This window comes from Pseudomonas kitaguniensis (assembly GCF_049199985.1).
Taxonomy (GTDB): Bacteria; Pseudomonadota; Gammaproteobacteria; order Pseudomonadales; family Pseudomonadaceae; genus Aquipseudomonas; species Aquipseudomonas kitaguniensis.
The window spans coordinates 355,747-377,570 of sequence record NZ_JBLZPT010000001.1 but is presented as its reverse complement, the minus strand read 5'-3'; the positions used below and the strand labels follow the sequence as shown (position 1 = coordinate 377,570).

The 21,824-nt window shown below is 57.4% G+C and carries 24 protein-coding genes, 1 tRNA gene and 1 pseudogene; 10 read left to right on the top strand and 16 right to left on the bottom strand.

What is annotated here, in order from left to right; all coding sequences use genetic code 11:
• The first annotated feature begins 13 nt into the window (after nt 1-13).
• From ACOZK9_RS01860 to murB, 4 genes are read left to right on the top strand one after another with little or no spacing between them, the layout of a single operon-like run.
• A complete protein-coding gene (locus ACOZK9_RS01860; protein WP_003174668.1) occupies nt 14-199 on the top strand; it encodes a Trm112 family protein in 186 nt (61 codons plus the stop codon).
• Nucleotides 196-960: a 3-deoxy-manno-octulosonate cytidylyltransferase gene (kdsB, locus tag ACOZK9_RS01855; RefSeq protein WP_152748580.1), complete on the top strand. Its 765-nt coding sequence runs from the start codon at nt 196-198 to the stop codon at nt 958-960. Before ACOZK9_RS01860 ends, kdsB begins: the two co-directional genes overlap by 4 nt.
• Complete coding sequence (locus ACOZK9_RS01850; RefSeq protein ID WP_152748021.1) at nt 960-1,424, top strand: low molecular weight protein-tyrosine-phosphatase; 465 nt, start codon at nt 960-962, stop codon at nt 1,422-1,424. The genes kdsB and ACOZK9_RS01850 overlap by 1 nt, the downstream gene beginning before the upstream one ends.
• Complete coding sequence (gene murB, locus ACOZK9_RS01845; protein ID WP_152748581.1) at nt 1,421-2,440, top strand: UDP-N-acetylmuramate dehydrogenase; 1,020 nt, start codon at nt 1,421-1,423, stop codon at nt 2,438-2,440. The genes ACOZK9_RS01850 and murB overlap by 4 nt, the downstream gene beginning before the upstream one ends.
• A 69-nt stretch (nt 2,441-2,509) precedes the next feature.
• On the opposite strand, the gene ACOZK9_RS01840 is transcribed toward murB, so the two are convergent.
• The gene (locus tag ACOZK9_RS01840) at nt 2,510-3,181 is read right to left on the bottom strand and encodes a Bax inhibitor-1/YccA family protein (protein ID WP_058415459.1); all 672 of its coding nucleotides are present in this window, start codon (nt 3,179-3,181) and stop codon (nt 2,510-2,512) included.
• 152 nt (nt 3,182-3,333) lie between these two features.
• Between ACOZK9_RS01840 and ACOZK9_RS01835 the strand changes: the two genes are divergently transcribed.
• Nucleotides 3,334-3,424: transfer RNA gene (locus tag ACOZK9_RS01835), tRNA-Ser, on the top strand.
• Between the two features lie 240 nt (nt 3,425-3,664).
• Nucleotides 3,665-4,120 carry a hypothetical protein gene (locus ACOZK9_RS01830; protein WP_152748625.1) on the top strand — a complete coding sequence of 152 codons (456 nt, stop codon included), beginning with the start codon at nt 3,665-3,667 and terminating at the stop codon, nt 4,118-4,120.
• A 98-nt stretch (nt 4,121-4,218) separates the two neighbouring features.
• Here ACOZK9_RS01830 and ACOZK9_RS01825 read toward each other — a convergent pair whose 3' ends face one another.
• Both ACOZK9_RS01825 and ACOZK9_RS01820 read right to left on the bottom strand, forming a co-directional pair.
• Nucleotides 4,219-4,551, bottom strand: a complete 333-nt coding sequence (locus tag ACOZK9_RS01825) for a hypothetical protein (RefSeq protein ID WP_152748626.1) — start codon at nt 4,549-4,551, stop codon at nt 4,219-4,221.
• Between the two features lie 131 nt (nt 4,552-4,682).
• A complete protein-coding gene (locus ACOZK9_RS01820; RefSeq protein WP_421555163.1) occupies nt 4,683-5,585 on the bottom strand; it encodes an acyltransferase family protein in 903 nt (300 codons plus the stop codon).
• Nucleotides 5,586-5,620: 35 nt separating this feature from the next.
• On the opposite strand from ACOZK9_RS01820, the pseudogene ACOZK9_RS01815 reads away from it, so the two are divergent.
• A pseudogene (locus ACOZK9_RS01815) lies at nt 5,621-6,282 on the top strand (oxidoreductase); the annotation flags it as partial.
• 36 nt (nt 6,283-6,318) lie between these two features.
• Here ACOZK9_RS01815 and ACOZK9_RS01810 read toward each other — a convergent pair.
• Complete coding sequence (locus ACOZK9_RS01810) at nt 6,319-7,092, bottom strand: carboxymuconolactone decarboxylase family protein (protein ID WP_421555162.1); 774 nt, start codon at nt 7,090-7,092, stop codon at nt 6,319-6,321.
• Nucleotides 7,093-7,257: 165 nt separating this feature from the next.
• Between ACOZK9_RS01810 and ACOZK9_RS01805 the strand changes: the two genes are divergently transcribed.
• Entirely contained in the window at nt 7,258-8,166 is a 909-nt protein-coding gene (locus ACOZK9_RS01805; protein ID WP_058415453.1) for a LysR family transcriptional regulator, read from the top strand.
• A 92-nt stretch (nt 8,167-8,258) separates the two neighbouring features.
• On the top strand, nt 8,259-9,269 hold the full coding sequence (locus ACOZK9_RS01800; protein WP_421555161.1) for an aldo/keto reductase: 1,011 nt from the start codon (nt 8,259-8,261) through the stop codon (nt 9,267-9,269).
• 31 nt (nt 9,270-9,300) lie between these two features.
• On the opposite strand, the gene ACOZK9_RS01795 is transcribed toward ACOZK9_RS01800, so the two are convergent.
• The gene (locus ACOZK9_RS01795) at nt 9,301-10,284 is read right to left on the bottom strand and encodes an aldo/keto reductase (protein WP_421555160.1); all 984 of its coding nucleotides are present in this window, start codon (nt 10,282-10,284) and stop codon (nt 9,301-9,303) included.
• Between the two features lie 106 nt (nt 10,285-10,390).
• Here ACOZK9_RS01795 and ACOZK9_RS01790 point away from each other — a divergent pair, with 106 nt between their 5' ends.
• Nucleotides 10,391-11,314: a LysR family transcriptional regulator gene (locus tag ACOZK9_RS01790; RefSeq protein WP_421555159.1), complete on the top strand. Its 924-nt coding sequence runs from the start codon at nt 10,391-10,393 to the stop codon at nt 11,312-11,314.
• Nucleotides 11,315-11,502: 188 nt separating this feature from the next.
• Here the strand turns inward: ACOZK9_RS01790 and ACOZK9_RS01785 are convergent, their stop codons facing one another.
• From ACOZK9_RS01785 to folM, 11 genes are all read right to left on the bottom strand, one after another.
• Nucleotides 11,503-13,707, bottom strand: coding sequence for a lipase family protein (locus tag ACOZK9_RS01785; protein ID WP_421555158.1), 2,205 nt, complete (start codon nt 13,705-13,707; stop codon nt 11,503-11,505).
• An 11-nt stretch (nt 13,708-13,718) separates the two neighbouring features.
• Nucleotides 13,719-14,438: a hypothetical protein gene (locus ACOZK9_RS01780; RefSeq protein WP_421555157.1), complete on the bottom strand. Its 720-nt coding sequence runs from the start codon at nt 14,436-14,438 to the stop codon at nt 13,719-13,721.
• Between the two features lie 105 nt (nt 14,439-14,543).
• Nucleotides 14,544-15,251: a hypothetical protein gene (locus tag ACOZK9_RS01775; protein ID WP_421555156.1), complete on the bottom strand. Its 708-nt coding sequence runs from the start codon at nt 15,249-15,251 to the stop codon at nt 14,544-14,546.
• Nucleotides 15,252-15,358: 107 nt separating this feature from the next.
• Nucleotides 15,359-16,075, bottom strand: coding sequence for a hypothetical protein (locus tag ACOZK9_RS01770; RefSeq protein WP_421555155.1), 717 nt, complete (start codon nt 16,073-16,075; stop codon nt 15,359-15,361).
• A gap of 53 nt (nt 16,076-16,128) precedes the next feature.
• Nucleotides 16,129-16,983 (bottom strand): DUF4123 domain-containing protein, encoded by an 855-nt coding sequence (locus tag ACOZK9_RS01765; protein WP_152751338.1) that lies wholly within the window; start codon nt 16,981-16,983, stop codon nt 16,129-16,131.
• Entirely contained in the window at nt 16,980-19,031 is a 2,052-nt protein-coding gene (locus ACOZK9_RS01760) for a type VI secretion system Vgr family protein (RefSeq protein WP_421555154.1), read from the bottom strand. The genes ACOZK9_RS01765 and ACOZK9_RS01760 overlap by 4 nt, the downstream gene beginning before the upstream one ends.
• 333 nt (nt 19,032-19,364) lie before the next feature.
• A complete protein-coding gene (locus ACOZK9_RS01755; protein WP_152751342.1) occupies nt 19,365-19,706 on the bottom strand; it encodes a HopJ type III effector protein in 342 nt (113 codons plus the stop codon).
• Nucleotides 19,699-19,995, bottom strand: a complete 297-nt coding sequence (locus ACOZK9_RS01750) for a DUF1244 domain-containing protein (RefSeq protein WP_058414924.1) — start codon at nt 19,993-19,995, stop codon at nt 19,699-19,701. Before ACOZK9_RS01750 ends, ACOZK9_RS01755 begins: the two co-directional genes overlap by 8 nt.
• A 144-nt stretch (nt 19,996-20,139) precedes the next feature.
• Nucleotides 20,140-20,523, bottom strand: a complete 384-nt coding sequence (gene folX / locus ACOZK9_RS01745) for a dihydroneopterin triphosphate 2'-epimerase (protein WP_099235551.1) — start codon at nt 20,521-20,523, stop codon at nt 20,140-20,142.
• Nucleotides 20,524-20,525: 2 nt separating this feature from the next.
• On the bottom strand, nt 20,526-21,086 hold the full coding sequence (folE, locus tag ACOZK9_RS01740; protein WP_058414922.1) for a GTP cyclohydrolase I FolE: 561 nt from the start codon (nt 21,084-21,086) through the stop codon (nt 20,526-20,528).
• Nucleotides 21,087-21,106: 20 nt separating this feature from the next.
• Nucleotides 21,107-21,817, bottom strand: a complete 711-nt coding sequence (folM, locus tag ACOZK9_RS01735) for a dihydromonapterin reductase (protein ID WP_058414921.1) — start codon at nt 21,815-21,817, stop codon at nt 21,107-21,109.
• Between the last annotated feature and the right edge of the window lie 7 nt (nt 21,818-21,824).

The following is a 21,824-nucleotide window of genomic DNA, read 5'->3' as shown; positions in this document are numbered from 1 at the left end:
CCAGGAAACACTCATGGACACCAAACTGCTCGATATTCTCGCTTGCCCGATCTGCAAAGGCCCGCTCAAGCTCAGCGCCGACAAAACCGAGCTGATCAGTAAGGGCGCCGGCCTGGCTTACCCGATCCGTGATGGCATCCCGGTGATGCTGGAGAGCGAAGCCCGTACCCTGACCACCGATGAGCGCCTGGATAAATGACCACCGCCTTTACCGTTATTATTCCTTCGCGTTACGCGTCGACCCGCCTGCCGGGCAAACCGCTGCACTTGATCGGCAACAAGCCGATGATCCAGCTGGTGTGGGAGCAGGCCTGCAAAAGCAGCGCCGAGCGCGTTGTAATTGCCACCGATGACCCGCGCATCATCGAAGCCTGCAAGGGTTTTGGTGCCGAAGCGGTGCTGACCCGCGAAGACCACAACTCCGGCACCGACCGTCTGGCCGAAGTCGCCACGCAGTTGGGCCTGGCGCCCGATGCAATCGTGGTCAATGTGCAGGGCGACGAGCCGTTGATCCCGCCGAGCGTGATCGACCAAGTGGCCGCCAACCTGGCGGCGCATGGCGAAGCGCGTATGGCGACGTTGGCTGAGCCAATCGAAGACATCGACACGCTGTTCAACCGCAACGTGGTGAAAGTGGTCAGCGACATCAATGGCCTGGCGCTGACGTTCAGCCGGTCGATCCTGCCTTGGGCGCGAGACGCCTTCGCCAAGCACCCCGACGTATTGCCGGAGGGTGTGCCGTACCGCCGCCACATCGGCATCTACGCCTACCGCGCCGGTTTCTTGCATGATTTCGTCAGTTGGGGCCCGTGCTGGCTGGAAAGCACTGAGTCGCTGGAGCAACTGCGTGCCTTGTGGCACGGCGTGCGCATCCACGTAGGCGACGCCCTCGAAGCGCCCCCAGCAGGTGTTGACACTCAGGAAGACCTTGAGCGCGTCCGTCGCGTTCTGGGGGCCTGATGGAGGTTCTGTTTGTCTGCTTGGGCAATATCTGCCGCTCGCCGACTGCCGAGGGCGTCCTGCGGCATAAGTTGCGCGAAGCGGGGCTGGCCGGCCAAGTCGAAGTAGCGTCAGCCGGGACGGGCGAATGGCACGTCGGTAACCCGCCGGACCAGCGCAGCCAACGTGCGGCACGGGTGCGCGGTTATGACCTGTCGGCGCAACGTGCCCAACAGGTCTCTCGCGCCGACTTTGCGCGTTATGACCTGATCCTCGCCATGGACCATAGCAACCTGCGCAACCTCAAGGCCTTGCAGCCGGCGCAAGGCAAGGCGGAGCTGGACGTGTTCCTGCGCCGCTACGACGGCGAAGTGGAAGAAGTGCCAGACCCTTACTACGAAGGCGAACAAGGCTTTGAACGGGTGCTCGATCTGATCGAGCGTGCATGTGACCTGTTGGTGATCGAATTGAAGGGGCGGTTATGAGCCTGCACGTGCTTGCGCAGGTATCGCTCAAGCCATTCAACAGCTTTGGCATCGACGTACGCGCCCAATGGTTCGCAGAGGCGCGCAGCGACGCCGAGGTGCGCGAAGCCTTGGCCTACGCCGCCGCCCAAGCGTTGCCGCTGCTGGTGATCGGCGGTGGCAGCAATTTGCTGTTGACCCAAGACATACAGGCGTTGGTGTTGCGCATGGCCACCCAAGGCATTCGAGTGCTCCAGGATGATGGCCTGCACGTGGTAGTCGAGGCTGAAGCGGGCGAAGCCTGGCACCCCTTTGTGCTGTGGACCCTGGAACACGGTTTTTGCGGTTTGGAAAACCTCAGCCTGATCCCCGGCACCGTCGGCGCCGCGCCAATGCAGAACATTGGCGCTTACGGCGTGGAGATCAAGGATGTGTTTGCCGGCCTGACCGCGCTGGATCGTCAAACCGGCGAACTGCGCGACTTCAGCCTGGCAGAATGCAACTTCGCCTATCGCGACAGTCTGTTCAAGCACGAAACCGGGCGCTGGCTGATCCTGCGCGTGCGTTTTGCCTTGAGCCGCGTCAGCCACTTGAAACTCGACTACGGCCCCGTGCAACAGCGCTTGGCCGGGCAGGGCATCACTGAGGCGACGCCCAGCGATGTCAGCCGCGCCATTTGCAGCATTCGCCGTGAAAAATTGCCGGACCCGGCTGAGTTGGGTAATGCAGGCAGCTTCTTCAAAAACCCGCTGGTGTCCAAGGCGTTGGCCGCAGAACTACAGGCGAAGTATCCCGACCTGGTGGCGTACCCGCAGCCTGACGGGCAAATGAAGCTTGCCGCCGGTTGGCTGATCGATAAGGCAGGCTGGAAAGGCTTTCGTGAAGGCGATGCGGGCGTGCATAAAATGCAGGCACTGGTGCTGGTCAACTATGGCGCCGCCACCGGGCAGGATATTGCCAACCTGGCGCTGCGTATCCAGCAGGATATTGCTCAACGCTTCAAGGTGACTCTGGAAATGGAACCCAACCAGTACTGAGCCTGTAACCGCGCGAAACAAAAATGCCCCGTATCTTTCGATACGGGGCATTTTTTATAGCACTAACAATCAATCATCGCGGCTCATGATGCCGAAGATCTGCAACAGGCTGATGAACAGGTTGTAGATCGATACATACAGGCTAACGGTCGCCATGATGTAGTTACGCTCACCGCCATGGATGATCGCGCTGGTCTGGAACAGGATGCACACAGAGGAGAACAGCACGAAACCTGCGCTGATCGCCAACTGCAGGCCGCTGATCTGAAAGAACATGCCCGCAACCACTGCCGCCAGCAACACAAAGAAGCCTGCGGTAATGAAACCACCCAGGAAGCTCATGTCCTTGCGGCTGATCAGCACGTAAGCCGACAGACCACCAAACACCAGCGCCGTCATCGCGAACGCCGAGCTGACCACTTCCGCGCCGCCAGCCATGCCTAGGTAACGGTTAAGGATAGGGCCGAGGATAAAGCCCATGAAACCGGTCAAGGCAAACGCCGACACCAAGCCCCACGCCGAGTCACGCAGCTTGTTGGTCAGGAAAAACAGACCGTAGAAGCCGATCAACACGACAAAGATATTCGGGTAGCCAACGCGCATTTGCTGCGCCACGAACGCCATCACGCCGCTGAATGCGAGCGTAAGGGCGAGCAAGCCATAGGTATTGCGCAAGACGCGGCTGACTTCAAGCTGCTCAGCCTGCGCGTTGCCATTCACTGCGTAATTCTGTTCGCGCATGGCGACACTCCTTCAGTTTTGAAACGTTCAGTCGCAAAGATCATAACAGACGCTCTGTAACAAGCGATGGCGAGAGTTTGACAGTGTGTTTCATTCGGGTATTATGGCGCCCGCTGAGGCAGGAAGGTCTACTATAATCCTGTGATGCAAAAGGGAAATTGGCAGAGTGGTTGAATGCACCGGTCTTGAAAACCGGCGAACGTTAATAGCGTTCCCAGGGTTCGAATCCCTGGTTTCCCGCCAAGATTTACACGAGAGCCCCGCGAAAGCGGGGCTTTTGCGTTTCTGGGGTTTGGGATTGGGCTGAGCGCAGAAGGCGGGCGTTCATGCTCTAGCCTTCCACACTCTCCGGCGGCATATATCGGCCATTTTGCGGCCATGAAAATCCACTCATCTTGCTAGATGTCGAAAAGCCATCACTCATATACACTTCGCGCCGGCCGTACCTCGGCCGTGCCAATGAAGGCGCAATGGAGTGATGGTATGAAGATGGGGAAGGTGGCGGGCGCCACCGTTTTTGCTGCAATGATTGCCTTGGGCGGCTGCGCAAGTATCGTCAGCGATAGCAAGCCTAAGGTAGGGCTGTATAGCCTGCCGACAAATGCCAACTACGTCATCAAAGATAGCAACGGAGGCGTGGTACTAAAGGGCGTTACGCCGGGCGCGGCAATTTTGGAGACGAGCCGAGGCTACTTTAAAAGCCAGAGCTATACCGTGACCTTCCAGAAGGACGGCTATACAGAAACGACTGTTCCTCTGAAATCCACAGTGAGTGGCTGGTACTGGGGGAACCTGCTGATTGGCGGCTTGATCGGCATGCTAATCGTCGACCCGCTGACAGGCGCCATGTACACGCTGCCTGATGACGCTACTGGAAAGCTGAACGCCGTAATGCTCCCACTTGCATTGCAACCGCAAGCCTCGGCTACTGCGCAATAAACCGCAGGCAAAGCAAAGCCCGCTTAGTGGCGGGCTATCCTTGCGTGTTGATCATTCGCGCCAGCGCGCGGCGTCTGCACGTCTCAAATTGAGTTTAATCACCGACAGGCTTCAGCCCCGACGTAATAAGCGATCGAGCCCGGTACGATTGTCGCCATAAGCGCATCTGGTTTCGAGGCCTTCATCTGTTCGATCGTGTCGCCACTGCCCAAGTACTTGACCGTACTTTGTGAACAGTTGTAGAGGCGCTTCGAGTAACTGACCCCGCTGGGGCCTTCGCGCTTGGTGGTAATCGTGCGCTGATTGCCTGAGGCGTCCTTTTGCAGGACGCTATAGTGGGCTTTTGAGTCAGACGGCACTGACAGTGCTTGTTCGTCGGCGAATGCTGGTGCGCACGCAAGTATGCAGAGGGCGAATATCCTGTATTTCATTGTTAGCTCCATTTTGAGTCTTGCATCAATTCTGCAATGCCCGCACCACTACGCCCACGCTACGGTAGTGCGCGCTCACTGCCTCGACAGGGTAGCTCGGCTTAAGCGGTTTGCCCTCTCTGTTGTGCCTTTTATTTCAGTCGTAAAAATGGCTTTTCGATCAGGTACCAACTCGCCAGGCACAGCGGAATAAGTGTAGCAATCATTAGCGTGATAAGCGTGACTGCAGAGGTTACGCCACACACGACGGTGAGATATAGCAACACCGGCATATGGTATATATAAATGCCATAACTTATATCCGGAATGCGAACAGGCAACACCTGTCGACCCGCCATGCCTGCCCATACGGTAGCGAAGGCTTGAAGTACGGGGGGTGAAGACGTGCCCCACCAACAGATGCCAATAAAAAACAGCCAAGGCAAAATATTGCCTAATTTTAAAAGTATGAGGCTGTAAATGTACGTTAGATTCCCGACAAAAAAAGCCGGCGCGAGAAATGAGAGTATTTGTGTGAGTGGGCTAAGCCCGGAATGGACCACGTACGCTGAGAGGGCTGATGACACGGCGAGGAGCGCCCAGATGAAGATTGGTTTTTTATAAGCGCCAACCGTCCAGAGCAGGGCCAGGCATAAATAGGCCAATTCCTCCCACGCCAATGACCACACGGGTGCGTTGGCAAGGCCCGGAAAGTCGTACAGTCCACCGGAAATCCACATTATAAAAGACGCTTCAACGAACGTCCGGTCAAACAGTAAAAAACCTAATACGAATGACGTGACAAGTGCTGAAAATATGCGTAATGCGCGTTTTTTTGTGAAGATGACCCATGATCCTGAGGTGGCGTAGCTTTTAAGTAAAAGGAAACCACTGACTGCAAGAAAGGCGGGGACGGCCATTATAAAGCCTGGCCAGCCCACCGTTGGATCAATCACCGGCCACCCATGCGCGACAACAACTTCTAACGCTAAAAGTAGTCGAACTAAATCAAAACCAGGATAGCGGGTTAGCTTTATCGAATTTATTTGAGGCACGCAGATTCCTTTTCTTATGAGCGGCATCCTACTCTATCTATACCGCTAGAACCGACCCGCACACTTTTCCCGCTCTTTTTTCGCCTACGCAGGTGGGCGCCCTGCAGTTGGCCAACCGTATGGTGATGGCCCCGGTGACACGCAGCCGGATGGCCGACGACGGCGTACCCAACGAATTGCACGCTACGTACTACGCCCAGCGAGCCAGCGCCGGCCTGATTATCGCCGAAGCCACTAACATTTCTGCTCAAGGTCGTGGTTGCGCGATGACGCCTGACATCTGGACTGACGCACAGGTAGCAGGCTGGAAAAAAATAACAGATGCGGTGCACGCGGCGGGCGGCAAAATCGTCAGCCAGCTCTGGCACGTCGGCCGTTTTTCCGGCACCCAATTGCAGCCGAATGGTGAAGCCCCAGTCGCTTCATCGGCGATCAAAGCCGAGGGCGGCACTTACACCGACAAGGCTTTTGTCGAGGTGTCGATGCCGCGTGCGCTGGAGACAGCCGAGATCCCCGGCATCATCGAGCAGTACAAGCGCGCCACCGCCACCTCGCGCACCGTGCCTGAGGGCGTGGACCGGTCGCGCTGAGCGCGCAGTTCGAAGGGGCGTTTATCGGCAACAACAACTATGACCTGCAGATGGCGCTTGAGCGCCGGGCGCAGGGCCGGATTGACGCGGTGGCGTTCGGTAGCCTGTGAGCTGAATTCACGATTGCTCAACGTGGCTTTACCTCACGCGCGCGAAGCGAAGACTTCCTTGAGTACCGGCACCGCCGACATCGCCTTTGGCCAGCCCACATAGAACGCCAAGTGCGTCACCACCTCGGCGGCCTGGGCGTGGCTGAGGCCGTTGTCCATGGCGCGGTTGAGGTGGAACGGCAACTGCGCCGCCTGGCCTTGGGCGATAAGCGCTGCAACGGTGACCAGGCTGCGGTCACGCGCACTGAGGGTGCTTTGTCGCCAAAGGTCACCGAACAACACGTCATTTGTGTAGCGCGCGAGCTCCGGCGCGACCTCGCCAACCCCGGCTTCGACGGCGGCGCGGCGTTTTACTTCGCTGTCCGGGTCAAGTGTCAGCGCGGCGCCTGGGGGTGGCGAGATCTGCTCGGCGGGGATATTTCGCTCGCTGAAGACTTGCTTGGCCACGCCGGCCGCCGACATTGCGTTGGGCCAGCCGGCGTAGAACGCCAAGTGGGTAACCAATGCGCTGATCTCACTGGGCTTGAGGCCATTGTCGAGCCCCAGTTTGATGTGCCCGGTGAGTTGCGGGGTCTGGCCGCTGGCGATCAGCGCAGACAAGGTGATCAGGCTGCGGTCTCGCGGTGTCAGCTCTGCGCGTTTCCACACTTCGCCGAACAGCAATTCGGTGGTGTAGGCGTAAAGCTGTGGGGTGACTTCGAGCACTTCCGGTGACGGCTTTGGATCAGGCCGCGGCTGCCCCTGGTCGGCGTCCACGGCAGCGGCGAAGAGGAGGGTGGCGAAGGTGGTCGCGCGGAGCATTTTCATCGAGTGTCCCCATTGGCGTGTCGAAACGAATAGACCTGCCCATGGTAGGCAACCACGACCTATTGATTAAGAGGCATAACCTGCATGGCGTCATGAGTTCGGCTCATCAATGCAGTGTGATCTGATGTAGGCTTACAGCGATCAGTTTATGAATGAGGTTCATCAATGGCGCGCGAAGGATACGGCGACCTTTTGGCATTTGTGGCGGTGGCGCGCGAGTGCAGCTTTACCCGTGCGGCTGCACAGCTCGGTGTGTCGCAGTCGGCGCTGAGCCACACCATTCGCGCGCTTGAAGCCCGGCTGGGCGTGCGTTTGCTCACGCGCACCACGCGCAGTGTGGCGCCAACCGAAGCCGGCGAGCAGCTCTTCAACAAGCTCGCGCCGCGCTTCGACGAGATTGAGGCCGACCTTGCCGAAGTGGTCGAGCTGCGCGATTCGCCGCGCGGCACACTGCGCATCTCGGCCACCGACTACGCGGCAAACGCAGTGCTGTGGCCGCGCCTGGCGGATTTTATGCCGCGCTACCCCGATATCAACATCGAAATCACCACCGACTATGGCCTGACCGATATTGTCGCCGAGCGCTATGACATGGGCGTGCGCTTGGGCAACCAGGTTGCCCAAGACATGATTGCCGTTCGAATCGGCCCCGACCTGCGCATGGCGATGGTTGCATCGCCGGCGTATCTGCAAACGCACCCGGCGCCTCGGGAGCCGAACGACTTGGCCGCGCACAACTGCATCAATCTCAGGCTGCCCACGCATGGCGGTTGCTACCCATGGGAGTTGGCCAACGGTGAGCGTGAGTTACAGGTTCGGGTGCGCGGCCAACTGACGTTCAATGGCACGTACCCGATGCTCGCGGCGGCGTTGGATGGCTGCGGTGTGGCGTATCTGCCTGAAGATCTGGTTAAGGCACACGTTGCCGCCGGGCGCTTGTGCTGGGTGCTGGAAGCGTGGTTTCCGACCTTTCCGGGTTTGCACATCTACTACCCGAGCCGACGGCAGTCGTCACGCGCGCTGGCGCTGGTAGTGGAGGCTCTGCGCTACACGGCACCCACCATTCATGAGTGAGCCTCATGGCCGTATCCTTTTTTTGCGCCTTAATCACCCCAGCCAATCGGTCTAGGATCAATCGATCTTTTGAACGCCGTTGAGGGTTAATGATGAATTACCGTTATCTGGGCCGCAGTGCCTTGAAAGTGTCGCCTTTGTGCCTGGGCGCAATGATGTTCGGCGGCGAGACCGACGAAGTCACCAGCCAGCGCATCATCGACAAGGCCGGTGCCGCCGGCATCAACTTCATTGACACCGCAGATGCTTATCACGGCGGGCGCTCCGAAGAGGTGGTGGGGCGCGCCATTGCAGCGCAGCGTGATAACTGGGTGCTGGCGACCAAATTCGGCTACCCGTCGTCGGCTGAGGCTGGCCCGAATCAACAGGGCCAGTCACGCAAGTGGATCATGCAGAACGTCGAGGCCAGCCTGAAACGTCTGGGCACAGACTACATCGACATCCTGTATTTCCACCGCACCCTGAGCGATGCGCCGATGGAAGAGGGCTTGCGCGCAATCGACGACCTGATTCGCCAGGGCAAGATTCGTTATTACGGCGCGTCCAACTTCCACGGCTGGAAAATCGCCGAGATGGTGCGCATCGCCGATTCGTTGGGCATCCAGCGGCCGACCGTCAGCCAACCGTTGTACAACATCGTCAACCGTATTGCTGAAGTCGAGCAACTGCCAGTCGCCGGTCACTATGGCCTTGGCGTAGTCCCTTACAGCCCGCTCGCACGCGGTGTGCTCAGCGGCAAGTACCCGGTGGACGCGCCGCCGCCGGCTGACACGCGCGCAGGGCGCGGTGACAAGCGTATCCAGCAGACTGAATGGCGCCCTGAGTCGTTGAAGATTGCGCAAACCATCGCCCAGCATGCGGCCGATCGCGGCACCACGTCAGTCGCGTTTGCCATCGCTTGGGTACTCAAGAATCAGCTGATCAGTGCGGCGATCGCCGGCCCTCGCACTGAGGCTCACTGGGACAGCTACCTGCAAGCGTTAGGGCTGGAGCTTGGGCCGGATGACGAAAAACGGGTCGACAGCCTGGTGGTGCCGGGCCATGCGTCCACCCACGGTTTCACCGACCCGGGCTACCCGGTCGAAGGGCGCAAAGTCAGCTGAGCGCACTAAGGCCAAGGGGAGGGCGTTCGCGTTAGCGGTCAACCCTCTCCTGCAAATGCGCAGGGTAGCGATCACCCGCAACCTTGATCTGCTCCAGTTGCGTTGCGATGGCAGCCAGATCGGTGTTGTTCAGAACGAGGCTGGCGGCACCGATATTCTCTTCCAGTCGATTCAGTTTGGTGGTGCCTGGGATGGGCACGATCCAGGGTTTTTGCGCCAACAGCCACGCCAACGCAACCTGCGCACGGGTTGCGCCTTTACCCTCGGCGATTTGACCGAGCACTTCGACCAGTTTCGCATTGGCCTTACGGTTTTCTTCGGTGAAGCGCGGCACCAGATTACGGAAGTCGTCGTGCGCAAATTTTGTATCGGCGTCGATGGCGCCGGTCAAAAAACCCTTGCCCAGCGGGCTGAACGGAACGAAGCCGATTCCGAGTTCTTCCAGTACCGGCAGAATCGCCTCTTCAGGCTCACGCCACCATAACGAATACTCACTTTGCAGCGCGGCAACGGGCAGCACGGCGTGCGCGCGGCGGATAGCCTCAGGCCCGGCTTCCGACATGCCAAAGTGCAGCACTTTGCCTGCTTCGACCAGTTGCTTTACCGCCCCTACAACCTCCTCAATCGGAACCTGCGGGTCAATGCGGTGCTGGTAGAGCAGCTCGATGCGGTCAGTCTTGAGCCGCTTCAGCGAGGCTTCGACCACGGCTTTGATGGTCTCGGGGCGGCTGTCGAGGCCTTCAGCCGTCAGGCCATTTTTGAAACCGAATTTGGTTGCGATAACCACCTGATCGCGGATAGGCGCCAATGCTTCGCCCAGCAGTTCTTCGTTGGTGTACGGGCCATACGCCTCGGCGCTGTCGAAGAAATTCACGCCCTTGTCGAACGCGCTACGGAGCAGCGAAATCGCTGCTTTACGTTCCAGGGCGGGGCCATACGCGAAACTCAGGCCCATGCAGCCCAAGCCTATAGAGGACACTTCCAAACCGCTTCTGCCGAGCTGACGTTTCAGCATCTTTCGTCTCCTTCGCAAAGTTGTAATGCACAGGTACACTTTAGATTCCTGTGCATTGCTCAACAATTGGCACATCGCTTCATGAGTACCTGAGGAAAATTCACCAATGATCCGCGCTGGCCTACCCGAGTTGACCGCATTTGTCGCTATCGCTGAGCAACGCAGTTTCAGCGGCGCGGCCAAGATTCTGGGTGTGTCGGCCTCGGCGCTTAGCCACTCCATGCGCGGGCTTGAATCGCGCCTGCAACTGCGCTTGTTCAACCGAACCACGCGCTCGGTCGCCTTGACCGAGGCCGGTGAGCAACTTTTTTTGCGCGTGCAGCCGCTGTTGGGCGAACTCGAATGCGCGGTTAACGACGTCACCTCAGAGCGCAATACGCCCTCGGGCCTGATCCGCCTGAGCGCATCCGAGTCGTCATTCAAACCTCTGCTCCGTCACGTGATGCCGCAATTTCTTCAGGACAATCCGCAGATCCATATCGAGTGCGTGGCCGATAGCCGCCTGGTGGATATTGTCGCTGATGGTTTCGATGCAGGTATTCGCCTATATGACGACGTGCCGCGCGACATGATCGCGGTGCGCTTCGGCGCTGATGTGCGATTTGCCGCAGTGGCTTCTCCCGCCTACCTGAGTCGGCACCCGGCGCCAGTGGCACCCCACGACCTAAAAGCGCATCGATGCATCCGGTTCCGCTTCGCCAGCGGCACGCTGTTTCGCTGGGACCTGGATCATCTGGGCCGATCCGCCAGCATTGATGTCGATGGGCCAATGACGATGGATAACCTCAATTTAATGACGGAGGCGGCGCTGGCTGGCATCGGCATTGCGTGGCTGCCGGAACACCAGGTTGAAGACCACTTGCAGGCCGGTCGCCTGGTGCATCTGTTGCCGGATTGGGGGCCGTACTATTCAGGCGCCTGTCTTTACTATCCCGCTAACCGGCATCCACCGATGGCCTTGCGAATGTTCGTCGAGGCGCTACGCGAATGGGCGCGTAGCCAGGAAATAAACAATCCCGGCACATGCTGATCCACAGCTGATTGATCGTTCCCGCGCTCTGCGCGGGAATGCGTCCCGTGACGCTCCGCGTCACATTGCACAGGCATCGAGAGTTTCCTCTATAGCGGGACTCAGAGCGTCTGAGGCAGCATTGCCACGCAGAGCATGGGAACAATCATGACGAGAATTCGCGACCGATTGTCCGCGCATCACGCCCGCTAAGTAATCGAATCGATGTCGAATGTATATGGCCCACTGCTGCGGGAGGCGAACATCGAAGCGACATCGTCCGGCTCGGGAATCATCGCAATTTGCACCTGCAGTGTGTTCTCCCGCTGGCCCTTCCAGCGTTGCAGAGCGGCTTCCAGGTTGGGCGAGTGCGCCGCGCTGCCGTAAACATCCACCCGCCTCAGTGCGCGCACGCGTAATCGTTCAAGCCGCTGCAGTGAATCTTGCAGCTTGTAATACTCGCCGGACAACTCGGTCACCGTTTGCAGGTACTCGGGGTCGTTGTTGCAATAGCGCAGCGTGTCCATTGTTCGCTTGCGTTGGTCGTACACCTTGCTGCGCATGGTCGTCAGTGCCGACGCCACCACATCATATTCACGTTTAGTCACCACCGTGCCCTTGGTTTCCTCGGTTTGTTGCCAGCGTCTAAAGGTTGCCCAGGAAAACGGGATATAGGCCCCCGGTATACTGTGATCAGCAAAGCTCATGGCCTGATCGATAAAACCACCCCGAAACGGCAGGTCGCCGTCCTTGGCCAGCGCACGCGTGCACGCGGCCTCTTCAATGGAGTCACACCCCGGGTTCCAGAGAATCGACGAAATTTGCTTTTCGTTGAAGTTCACCGGCATAAAGTGATGCAACGTGCCGTGATGCTCATAGGGCGCGCCACCCACACGAACCAGGCCTGCGACGAAAATCAAAATACCTAACACCGGGTTGGTAATAAAAAGTCCCGCAAGCCCGGTAATCCAAATGCTTCGCCGTGCATTCATCCACGGTGCGGGTACGCCGGGGATCATGTCGTTGTTGTTGACCATGCGGTGGTGGGTCAGCGGCTCGGCAGCGGCGACGAATGTGGCATCACCTACACGCGGCGATCCGTAGGTGTAGAGGAGAACGTCGTAGTTCTTGGTTTTATCAGATCGCAATGCTTCCGCCAGCAGTAAAGCAATCGCACCGCCCAGGCTGTGGCCGCTGATAATGATTTTTTGGTCGATGTGAAACCTATTCAGATAGTCCTGAACAAACTTTTTTAACGCCTTATACGCATCGTAAAAGCCATGATGGACGTTCCCTTTCCCCTCGCTGAAAGGAACTTGTGCTGCATCCGCATCACGCCACCAATCTGACAACTCCAATGTTCCACGGATAGCGATCAAAATCACCTCATCATGATGGGTAATGAACGCCTGCGTGCTCTTGCCGCTTAGCCAGTACTCGCTGGTGTCATCAAAAAAATGCAGATTGGCAGGATGTTCCTGAATGTCGCTCGGCTTGTTTTGCTCATATAGGGTTGGGTCGAACGGTAAAATCTCAAAGCGCTTCGAGTAAGGAACTTCCTCATACAGTGGGTAGAAACGGTGAACCGGCGACTGCGAACTGTCTACCTTCCAGCTTTCTCGATAGTTGGGAAGCGCTTCACCAAAAAAGTTACCCACACTGGGTTCCAGTGGAAAGCTCACGGTGTCCACAGGTTCTTTGGCGGGTTTTTGGCCGAAATCGTTATAGCTCAGGTTCGACATGATTGCGAGCTGGTAAAGGTTGAGTGCGCTGAAGGCATTGTCGGTTGAGAGCATGGGCCTGAATGCACGCAGGGGGCGAACTTGTAGTAGCGTGTGCCGGTTAGACAGCAGCCCGACACCCTTCAGAGATAACGGCTCTGGACTAAGCCTCAGTTCATCAAGTGCTCTGATTAAGAGGTCATTCGGTGGGTATTTACGTTTAAGGGGCGGCGGTAAATGCGCGCGCTGTTTGACCAAGTCCCGCGCTTCCACTTGGATAAATGTGTCTCCCGCTTTTAACGCGGGGTTGTGTTCGGCAGGGAATCCATCTTTGTGAAAGAAGCGGGTTTGTTCGGCGCGGACTTGGAGTTCGGTGATTGGGAGTGGATAAAATTCACGTTTGATCAAGTTGCGGTACAAATCTTCGCTTCCGTCATATGCAGTGTCAAAACTGAGTGCAACTGGCCCACGGTAGCAGTCTTCAATTTTGGCAAACCCTTGGGCGTCTAAGGCTCCGGAATATTTCTGTTCTGCGCTGTCTTGAAGGGTATAAGCAAGACCAGCGTAGGATTTACCATCACCGAACTCGTCCACCAACTGAAAACTTACACAGTGGCCTCTTAACGGGCAGGCAAGCATCTTGTCGCTAAAAGCCGGCTTATGTGAATCTTCCATCGGTTTATACGAACCCATCGGTGATGTCCTTATTCGGTGCAGTTGGGATAGATGGTGCAGTTACTTCCATCAGGCATTTTGAAAGGTATGAAGTCCTTGGTATTTCCCCGGCAAAATCCGTAAAAGTCGTCGGGTCCTTTACCCATACAACGCTTCCATCCATTTGGAAATTTAATCCAACTGTCACCAACTGCTGGAAGCTCTTCTTTCGACACCGTCAGCACCATTTTCACTGTCTTGCCCGCTAACTGATCACGCTGCAACGCAGCACCCGCAAGCTGTTTTTGCACAATGCCGTTAGCGTCTAGCGCTCGGCACTCCAGTATTTTGACGATGTAGCGACGTGGACCTGTAGTGCGGAAAAACCACTGACACTGGCCTTGAAAGATCAGCGGTCCCAAGGTAGGGAAAGGGCGAACTGTTTCTGACGGCTCGTCGCGTATTGATAAACCGGCCCTTTGCAGACTCATCTCCAGTTCACGCTCGCCCCACTTCCCCTCGATGTGTAGCACAACCTTTTTCAGAACCATTGAACAGCCCTTCGCTGTGTCTGTGAGCGGTAGTTGCAGTTCCACAAGGTTCGCCGCGTTGCGTTCCTTGCTGCGAAAAGCTTTACGCTTAGAGCACATCTCACCTGATTCTGATTCGTAATGTGTAACCGCACCAACAGTAAAGTTTTCCGGTAATTCAGCCTGAAAAGTGAAACTCTTTGGCTGCACTATTGAGCAGCCCGAAACGACCAACGCCATCGCGCTAGCAAATATGAATCTAAGGTAGTGGGGCGTAACGTGTCGTACGCACATCATGCGGATTGCTCCAGTGACATAGGTTTATACGAGCCCATTTTTATGTCCTTATTCAGTGCAGTTGGGATAGACGGTGCAGTTACGTCCATCAGGCATTTTGAAATCGGTAAAGGTCGGTGGAGCCTGGCAGCGAAAAGTCTCTTTCGTTTCGACGCAAGGCTTCCAACCCTTTGGTGTTTCTAGCCATGAACGCCCAAAGTACGGCGTTTCCTCTTTCGCCACCGTCAGTACCATTTTCACGGTCTTTCCCGCTAACTGATCACGTTGCAACGCTGCACCCGCAAGCTGTTTTTGCACAACTCCATTTGCGTCTAGCGCTCGGCACTCTAGGATTTTCCTGATATAGCGTTTCGGCCCCGCCGTGCGGAAAAACCACTGGCACTGCGCCTGAAAGACAAACGGTCCCGAAATAGGGAAAGGGCGAACTGTTTCTGAAGGCTCGTCGCGTATTAATATACTGGCCTGTTGTAGACTCATGTCCAGTTCACGCGTGCCCCACTGCCCCGTTATATGTAGCACAACTTTTTTCAGAACCATTGAACAGCCCTTCGCTGTGTCTGTGAGCGGTAGCTGCAGTTCCACAAGGTTCGCCGCGTTGCGTTCCTTGCTGCGAAAAGCTTTACGCTTAGAACACATCTCACCAGATACAGATTCATAATGCGTAACCGCACCAACAGTAAAGTTTTCCGGCAATTCAGCCTGAAAAGTGAAACTCTTTGGCTGCACTATTGAGCAGCCCGAAACGACCAACGCCATCGCGCTAGCAAGTATTAATCTAATATAGTGGGGCGTAACGTGTCGTATGCACATCATGCGGATTGCTCCAGTGACATAGGTTTATACGAGCCCATTGTTTTATGTCCTTATTCAGTGCAGTTGGGGTATACGGTGCAGTCACGTCCATCAGGCATTTTGAAAGGTTTGAATTGAGGTGGATTTACACACAGCTCTTCAATGTCGCGACCCCAATTACCCTTGCACGGTTTCCATCCACTAGTCGTTTTTATCCAGTAGCGGTCAAAATAAGGCTTTTCTTCTTTTGCCACCGTCAGCACCATTTTCACTGTCTTGCCCGCTAACTGATCACGCTGCAACGCAGCACCCGCAAGCTGTTTTTGCAAAACGCCATTTGCGTCTAGCGCTCGGCACTCTAGAATTTTCCTGATATACCGTTTCGGTCCTGCCGTGCGGAAAAACCACTGGCACTGCGCCTGAAAGACAAGCGGTCCCGAAATAGGGAAAGGGCGAACTGTTTCTGAAGGCTCGTCGCGTATTAATATACTGGCCTGTTGTAGACTCATGTCCAGTTCACGCGTGCCCCACTGCCCCGTTATATGTAGCACAACTTTTTTCAGAACCATTGAACAGCCCTTCGCTGTGTCTGTGAGCGGTAGCTGCAGTTCCACAAGGTTCGCCGCGTTGCGTTCCTTGCTGCGAAAAGCTTTACGCTTAGAGCACATCTCACCAGATACAGATTCATAATGCGTAACCGCACCAACAGTAAAGTTTTCCGGCAATTCAGCCTGAAAAGTAAAGCTCTCCGTCTGCACTATCGAACAGCCCGAAAATACCAACGCCATTGCGCACGCAAACAAGCCCCGAAAGCACTGCGGATTAACCCGACCTAAAACCCTCACACTGATGACTCCCCAGACCAAAACTTCACTTCATTAAACAGGCGCTCGAAGTGAACCTGCGGTGCTTCGCCGTTATGAGGTAACCAATTTTTTATAAGCGGCGGCTCAGCTTCATTTAATTTACTGATAATCAAAAAATGCACCTGTTCAGGCGCCGACCATCCCCACTCCTGAGCCTGCGAGAGTTGTTCCGTCAGCCACTCGCCGGGGTCGTGGCGTTGGCTGAGTCGCATCAGGTCGTCGCTGTGTTCTGCCCACAGATACCGGTAAATATTCGACTGAAGCATCTCCATCGACAGGCTCGCCGGCACTGGAACGCTCAGCCACGGCGGGTCGGCAGGCAGCGGGTGTTCGCCGGGAGCCGGGTTGTGGGCGATTTCCCAGCCTGCGCCGTGCCAATAACACACACTGATCGCCGGCCCGAGGTACGCAGGGCGTGCCTCTTCCGGCATATGCCGCACCGCTCGGCCGAGCACGCGGTTATCGTGAAAACGGTACAGCGCTTGGTTGGGCCGTGTGCCGGTAACCACGCGCTCGCGCCAGTGCTGGCTCAGCGCAGGCAGGTCATCCTTGCCAATACTCGCCAGCCAGCCCCAATTGCGCTCGGGCACCTGCACGAGTTCTGTGATGCGCTCATCGTCCGGGTGGTCGACGTGGAGTATTAAAGGCCCCGCATCGGCCAAATCGCAGGCTTGGGTTTCCCGGTATACGTTGCGGTGCTGATCAGGTGTGCGGGTGTTCAGCAAGGCGTGGCGGGCGCCGAGTTGGCTCTCCGAGCCGAGGATCAGGCACAGCGTGCGGTCGAGTGTTAGCTGTTCGAGCATCCATTGCCGAGGGCAGGTGGCCGTCATGCTGTCATTCCTTGGGGCAGGCAAAGGCCGTTCTTGCAGGCCTCGCAAAGCGGGCACGCGTCAGCGCCTTTGACGTTGCTGGCGGTTGTCAGCAACGCTTGCGTCGGGGCGAGTATTGGCAGTTCGGGTGTGTTCGACAGCGCCGTCGCTATGCCCGGCAATAGTGGTTTGGCGGGCGTTCCTCGCGCAGGAGCCCCGCCGATTTGAATCTCGCTACTGCTGAAAATACCGTCAGGGCCTATCACGATGTGTTGGCCACCGCCTTTGAAGGTAATGCTGGCCCCGGCATCAATGATGATGTTGGCCCCGGATTTGAGGTGCACTTCTCGGCCGGCTTCAATCACCAGCGTTTGACCCACACGGGTATGGCTGCTGCTGGCGACCTGCAAATGGTCGTTAGCCTTGAGCTGGACTTTGCGGTCAGCGCTGACGGTGCGGTGTTCTTGCGCCCCGAGCAGCGTGGTGCTGTTGCCGTGGATGGTTTGCCTGCGCTCGTTACCCACCTCCAGTCGGCTGTCATTGATGACCTTTTGCTCCATGTCGCGCTGAGCCCGCAGGTAAATCAGCTCCTGGCCGCTGCGGTCTTCAATCGACAGCTCGTTGTAGCCGCCACTCGCCGGAGAGCTTTGGCTACGCAGCACGGTTTTGGTTTTGTTCTCGGGCAACGGGTATGGCACCGGCGTGAGCTGGTAAGGCACACACCCGGTAATCAGCGGGTTGTCGGGGTTACCTTCCAGGTAGGTCACCACCACTTCCATGCCGACGCGCGGGATGGTCACGCAACCAAAACTATCGCCCGCCCAACTGGATGAGACCCGCAGCCAACGGCTGCTTTTGTCGCTGCCCAATTCGGCGCGGTCCCAGTGGAACTCAACTTTGACCCGCCCGTGGTCATCACAGAAAATTTCCTGGCCCTCAGGACCCGTGACACGGGCGGTCTGGCTGACCAACACCGACGTGCGCGAGACCAGCGGCGGGCGGTAGAAAATGTCCCACGGGATCGCGTTGAAGCTGTTTCGGTAACCTTGGGTAAAGCCGTCTTCGGGTTTAGCCTCATCGCTGATTGCTTCTTCAAGCACCTGCGGTTGTTTGCCGGAGTGGGTCACATTGAGCAACAACCACAACTCATTGCACTGCGCACGCGGATGCTCAGTCAGGTTAAAGAAGTAACCACTGCGCAGGGTTGGCTGGTCGCTTTTGCCCTCGGCCAACTGGTAGTCGGCGCGGTGTCGCTCCAGGGCTTGTCGGGCCAGCTGCTTGCCGAGTTTTTCATTCTCGATCAGATGCGGGTAACCGTAGTCTTCAAGCGCAGGGCTGAACTCGGCGGTGAACTGGCTTTCGCGCAGCAACCTCGGGCGTTTGAAATCATAGCCCCGGCGTGTGGCCTTGCTGGTGCGGGTGCTGAACCGCATGCAGAACTCGCTGACGACCGGGTGATCAGCCACCAGGCCAGTGCCTTGCTGATACGGCGTGTCACCCAGCAAAGGGAAGCAAGCCTGGTTGTCGGTGAAGACCAACTGGTGGCCATCCGGGCTGTGTTGGTGGTGCCACGAAATCCCGTCTTCACTGCACAACCGTTGAACGAATTCGAAGTCATTTTCCAGGTATTGAGTGCAGTATTCGCGCGCGGGGCGGGCGCTGACATGAACGGTGTATGAGTCGCCCTGAATGCCATGGCCGTTGAGTACCTGGCTGACAATTTGCGGCACCGTCAACTGTTGGAAAATCCGTTGATTGTGGCTGAACTGCAAGTAGTACAGAGCCGGTACCAAGGTCAGGTGATAACGGGTCAGACGCTTGCCGGCTTCACCCACGCAGACATCTTCGATGCGCCCATGAATACCTTCGCCGTTCAGGCCAAACTGTAAAAAAGCCGGCTGACTGAGCAGGCTCTCCAGATCGAAATCAGGGTACTCGCTGACCAGTTCAACCTGGATCGCGTACAAGCTGCTGATGGCTTCGGTGCCGTGAAACGCCAGCACCTTGAAGTCGTTGCGAACAGCGGGAATCACCAACGCGAAGTGCGCAGTATTGGCCGGCGCGTACATGCGCTTATCCTTGATCCGATTGCGGGGCGGCAGGCAATGCTCAGGCCTCTGGCTTGAACACGCTTAAGTGCCGGGCACGCTAACAAAGCGGCAAAAGAACTGATGCAGGACGCTTCCGACACGGCTGTCCGACCGTTCGTAAGCCTGCGCCGAAGTCACGTTGCATGACTTGGGCGGTTACCGCACTTTGCGGTTATAGAGGGCTAAATCTCACACGCCATGTGCCAGATAGCGCGTCAGCGCTACCCAGCGTTCAAGGCTGTAAACCAAGTTGAAAGGGATGGCTTGATAACACCCTCTCAGGTGCCGAGACTTTTTGTACGCGGGGCTGACTCAGGACTTTCGCGTCAGCGGTTGCGCGGTGAACTTCACACCGGCCAAACCCTGTGCAATCAAAGCACGAATGTTGCCGTGGTCGCTGCCCTCAGGCGTCGCCACTACCGAGCGGTAATGCTCGCCAAACGCGAGCAGCGCTTGCTGATCGCTCAAGCCTTCCAGCAACGCCAGGCCCAACGTTTTGCACGAACCTTCGTTCTGCCCGGCAGCGTTTTCCACCGAGCCGTTGGTGAAGGCTTGCGGCTGATAGTCGTAACCTGCGGCAATAAACGCCAGGGTGTCGGCAAACAGGTGTTCGCCGCTGTCGAGGCTGGCGCGCAGGGTGTTCAGGTCAGTCATGGGTTTTTCCTTTGGCGAACGCCGCCTGTTGATCGGCGCTGGCTTCTTTTTGATACTCGGCTTTCCACTGCGCATACGGCATGCCGTACACCACTTCGCGGGCGTCATCCAGGCTCAGCTCGATGTGGCGCTGGTCGGCTTCGGCTTTGTACCACTTGGACAAACAGTTGCGGCAGAAGCCTGCGAGGTTCATCAGGTCGATGTTCTGTACATCCTTGCGGCTGTCCAGGTGCGCTACCAGGCGGCGGAAGGCGGCGGCTTCAAGTTCCAGGCGTTGTTGATCGTTCATAGAGGTCTCTTCGAGGCAGCTTTCAGCAGGCAAGCTTCAAGTTGCAAGTTGGAACAGGGGCAGCTTTCAGCAGGCAAGCTTCAAGCTTCAAGCTGCAAGTTGGAACAGGGTCAGCTTGTAGCTTGTAGCTAGCGGCTTGTAGCTTCAAACTTGCTGGTTGCGGCTCGCCGCGAGCGTTATCGACACCGATTCGGCAAAGCGCAGCGCGTGCGGTTTGTCCACTTCGACTTCGGCGTACAGCACCGATTCGTTGCTCATCACCAAGTCCAGCAGTTCTTGGGTCAGGCGCTCAAGCAGGGCGAAGCGGTTGCCTTCGACGTGGGCGATGATGGCCTTGGTGATGGTGCGGTAATTCAGCGCGTGATCAATATCATTGTCGCGCACTGCTTCCTGAGCGGCGTACAGAATGGTCAGGTTGATCAACACATCCTGCTTGTTGAGGATCTCGTCCTCGTTGATGCCGATGAAGGTGCGCAGGCACAGGTCCTTGACCCGGATGCGCGCCATGCCTGGTTGAAGTTGTGGCATTGTTACTTGCTCCGTCCAATCAGTTGCAGGAACTCCATGCGCGTGGTGTTCGATTCGCGGAAGGCGCCGAGCATCACCGAGGTGTTCATGGTTGAGTTCTGTTTTTCCACGCCGCGCATCATCATGCACATATGCCTGGCTTCGATGACCACCGCTACGCCGGCGGCCTGAGTGACCTGCTGGATCGCGTCGGCGATTTGCCGCGTGAGGTTTTCCTGAATCTGCAGGCGCCGCGCGAACATGTCGACAATGCGCGCAAGCTTCGACAAGCCGAGTACCTTGCCGGTCGGAATATAGGCCACATGGGCCTTGCCGATAAAGGGCAGCAAGTGGTGCTCGCACAGCGAATACAGTTCGATGTCTTTGAGGATCACCATCTCGTCATTGTCGGACGCGAACAGCGCGCCGTTGACGATTTCGTCCAGGTTCTGCGCGTAGCCGTGACACAGGTACTGCATGGCCTTGGCGGCGCGCTTCGGGGTGTCGAGCAGGCCTTCGCGTGCCGGGTCTTCACCCAGTCCTTTGAGTATCTCGTGGTAGTGGTGGGGCAGGGACAAGGTCATACAACATCCTCACGAACGGCTTACTTGATATGTCGCCCGCCGTTGACGGTCAGGGTGGTTCCGGTGACATAGGGGTTGTCCAGCAGGTAACGCACGCTCTGGTAGATCACCTCCGGCCCGGGCTCGATGCCCACGGCGGATTTGGCCAGCACCTTGGCGCGGTAGGCCGCGTCGTCGCCTTCGTTGAACATCACCATGGCCGGTGCGATACCGTTGACCTTGATCTGCGGCGCAAATTGCGCGGCGAACGATAACGTCAAGCTGTCGAGCCCGGCCTTGGTGGCGCAGTAGGCAATGTGCTGGCGGCTGCCCTTGCGCACCACGTCATCGCTGATGTGCACGATGTCGGCAGGTGCAGAGCGTTGCAGCAAGGGTGAACAATGCAGGTTGATCAGGTAAGGCGCAAGCATGTGCACGCTGAACATGTCGGCGAAAGCGCGGCTTTCGTCGCCAGGGGTTTCCGCGACCCAGGCCGAGGCGTTGTGGATGATCGCGCGCAGGCTGTGGGTGTGCGCTTTCAGTGCTGTGATGAACGCAAGAATGCCGGCCTCACTTGAGAAGTCGGCAAACACCCCGACCGCCCCGCGCTCGCGCAACGTGTGCACGCCGGCGCGTTCGCTGCGGTAGCTGAAAATCACCGAATGGCCTTCGTCCAGCAGGCGCTCGGCGCAATGCAAGCCGACACGCTGGCCGGCACCGGTGATCAGGATCGGGGCGTCTGTTGCAGTCATGGGAGGC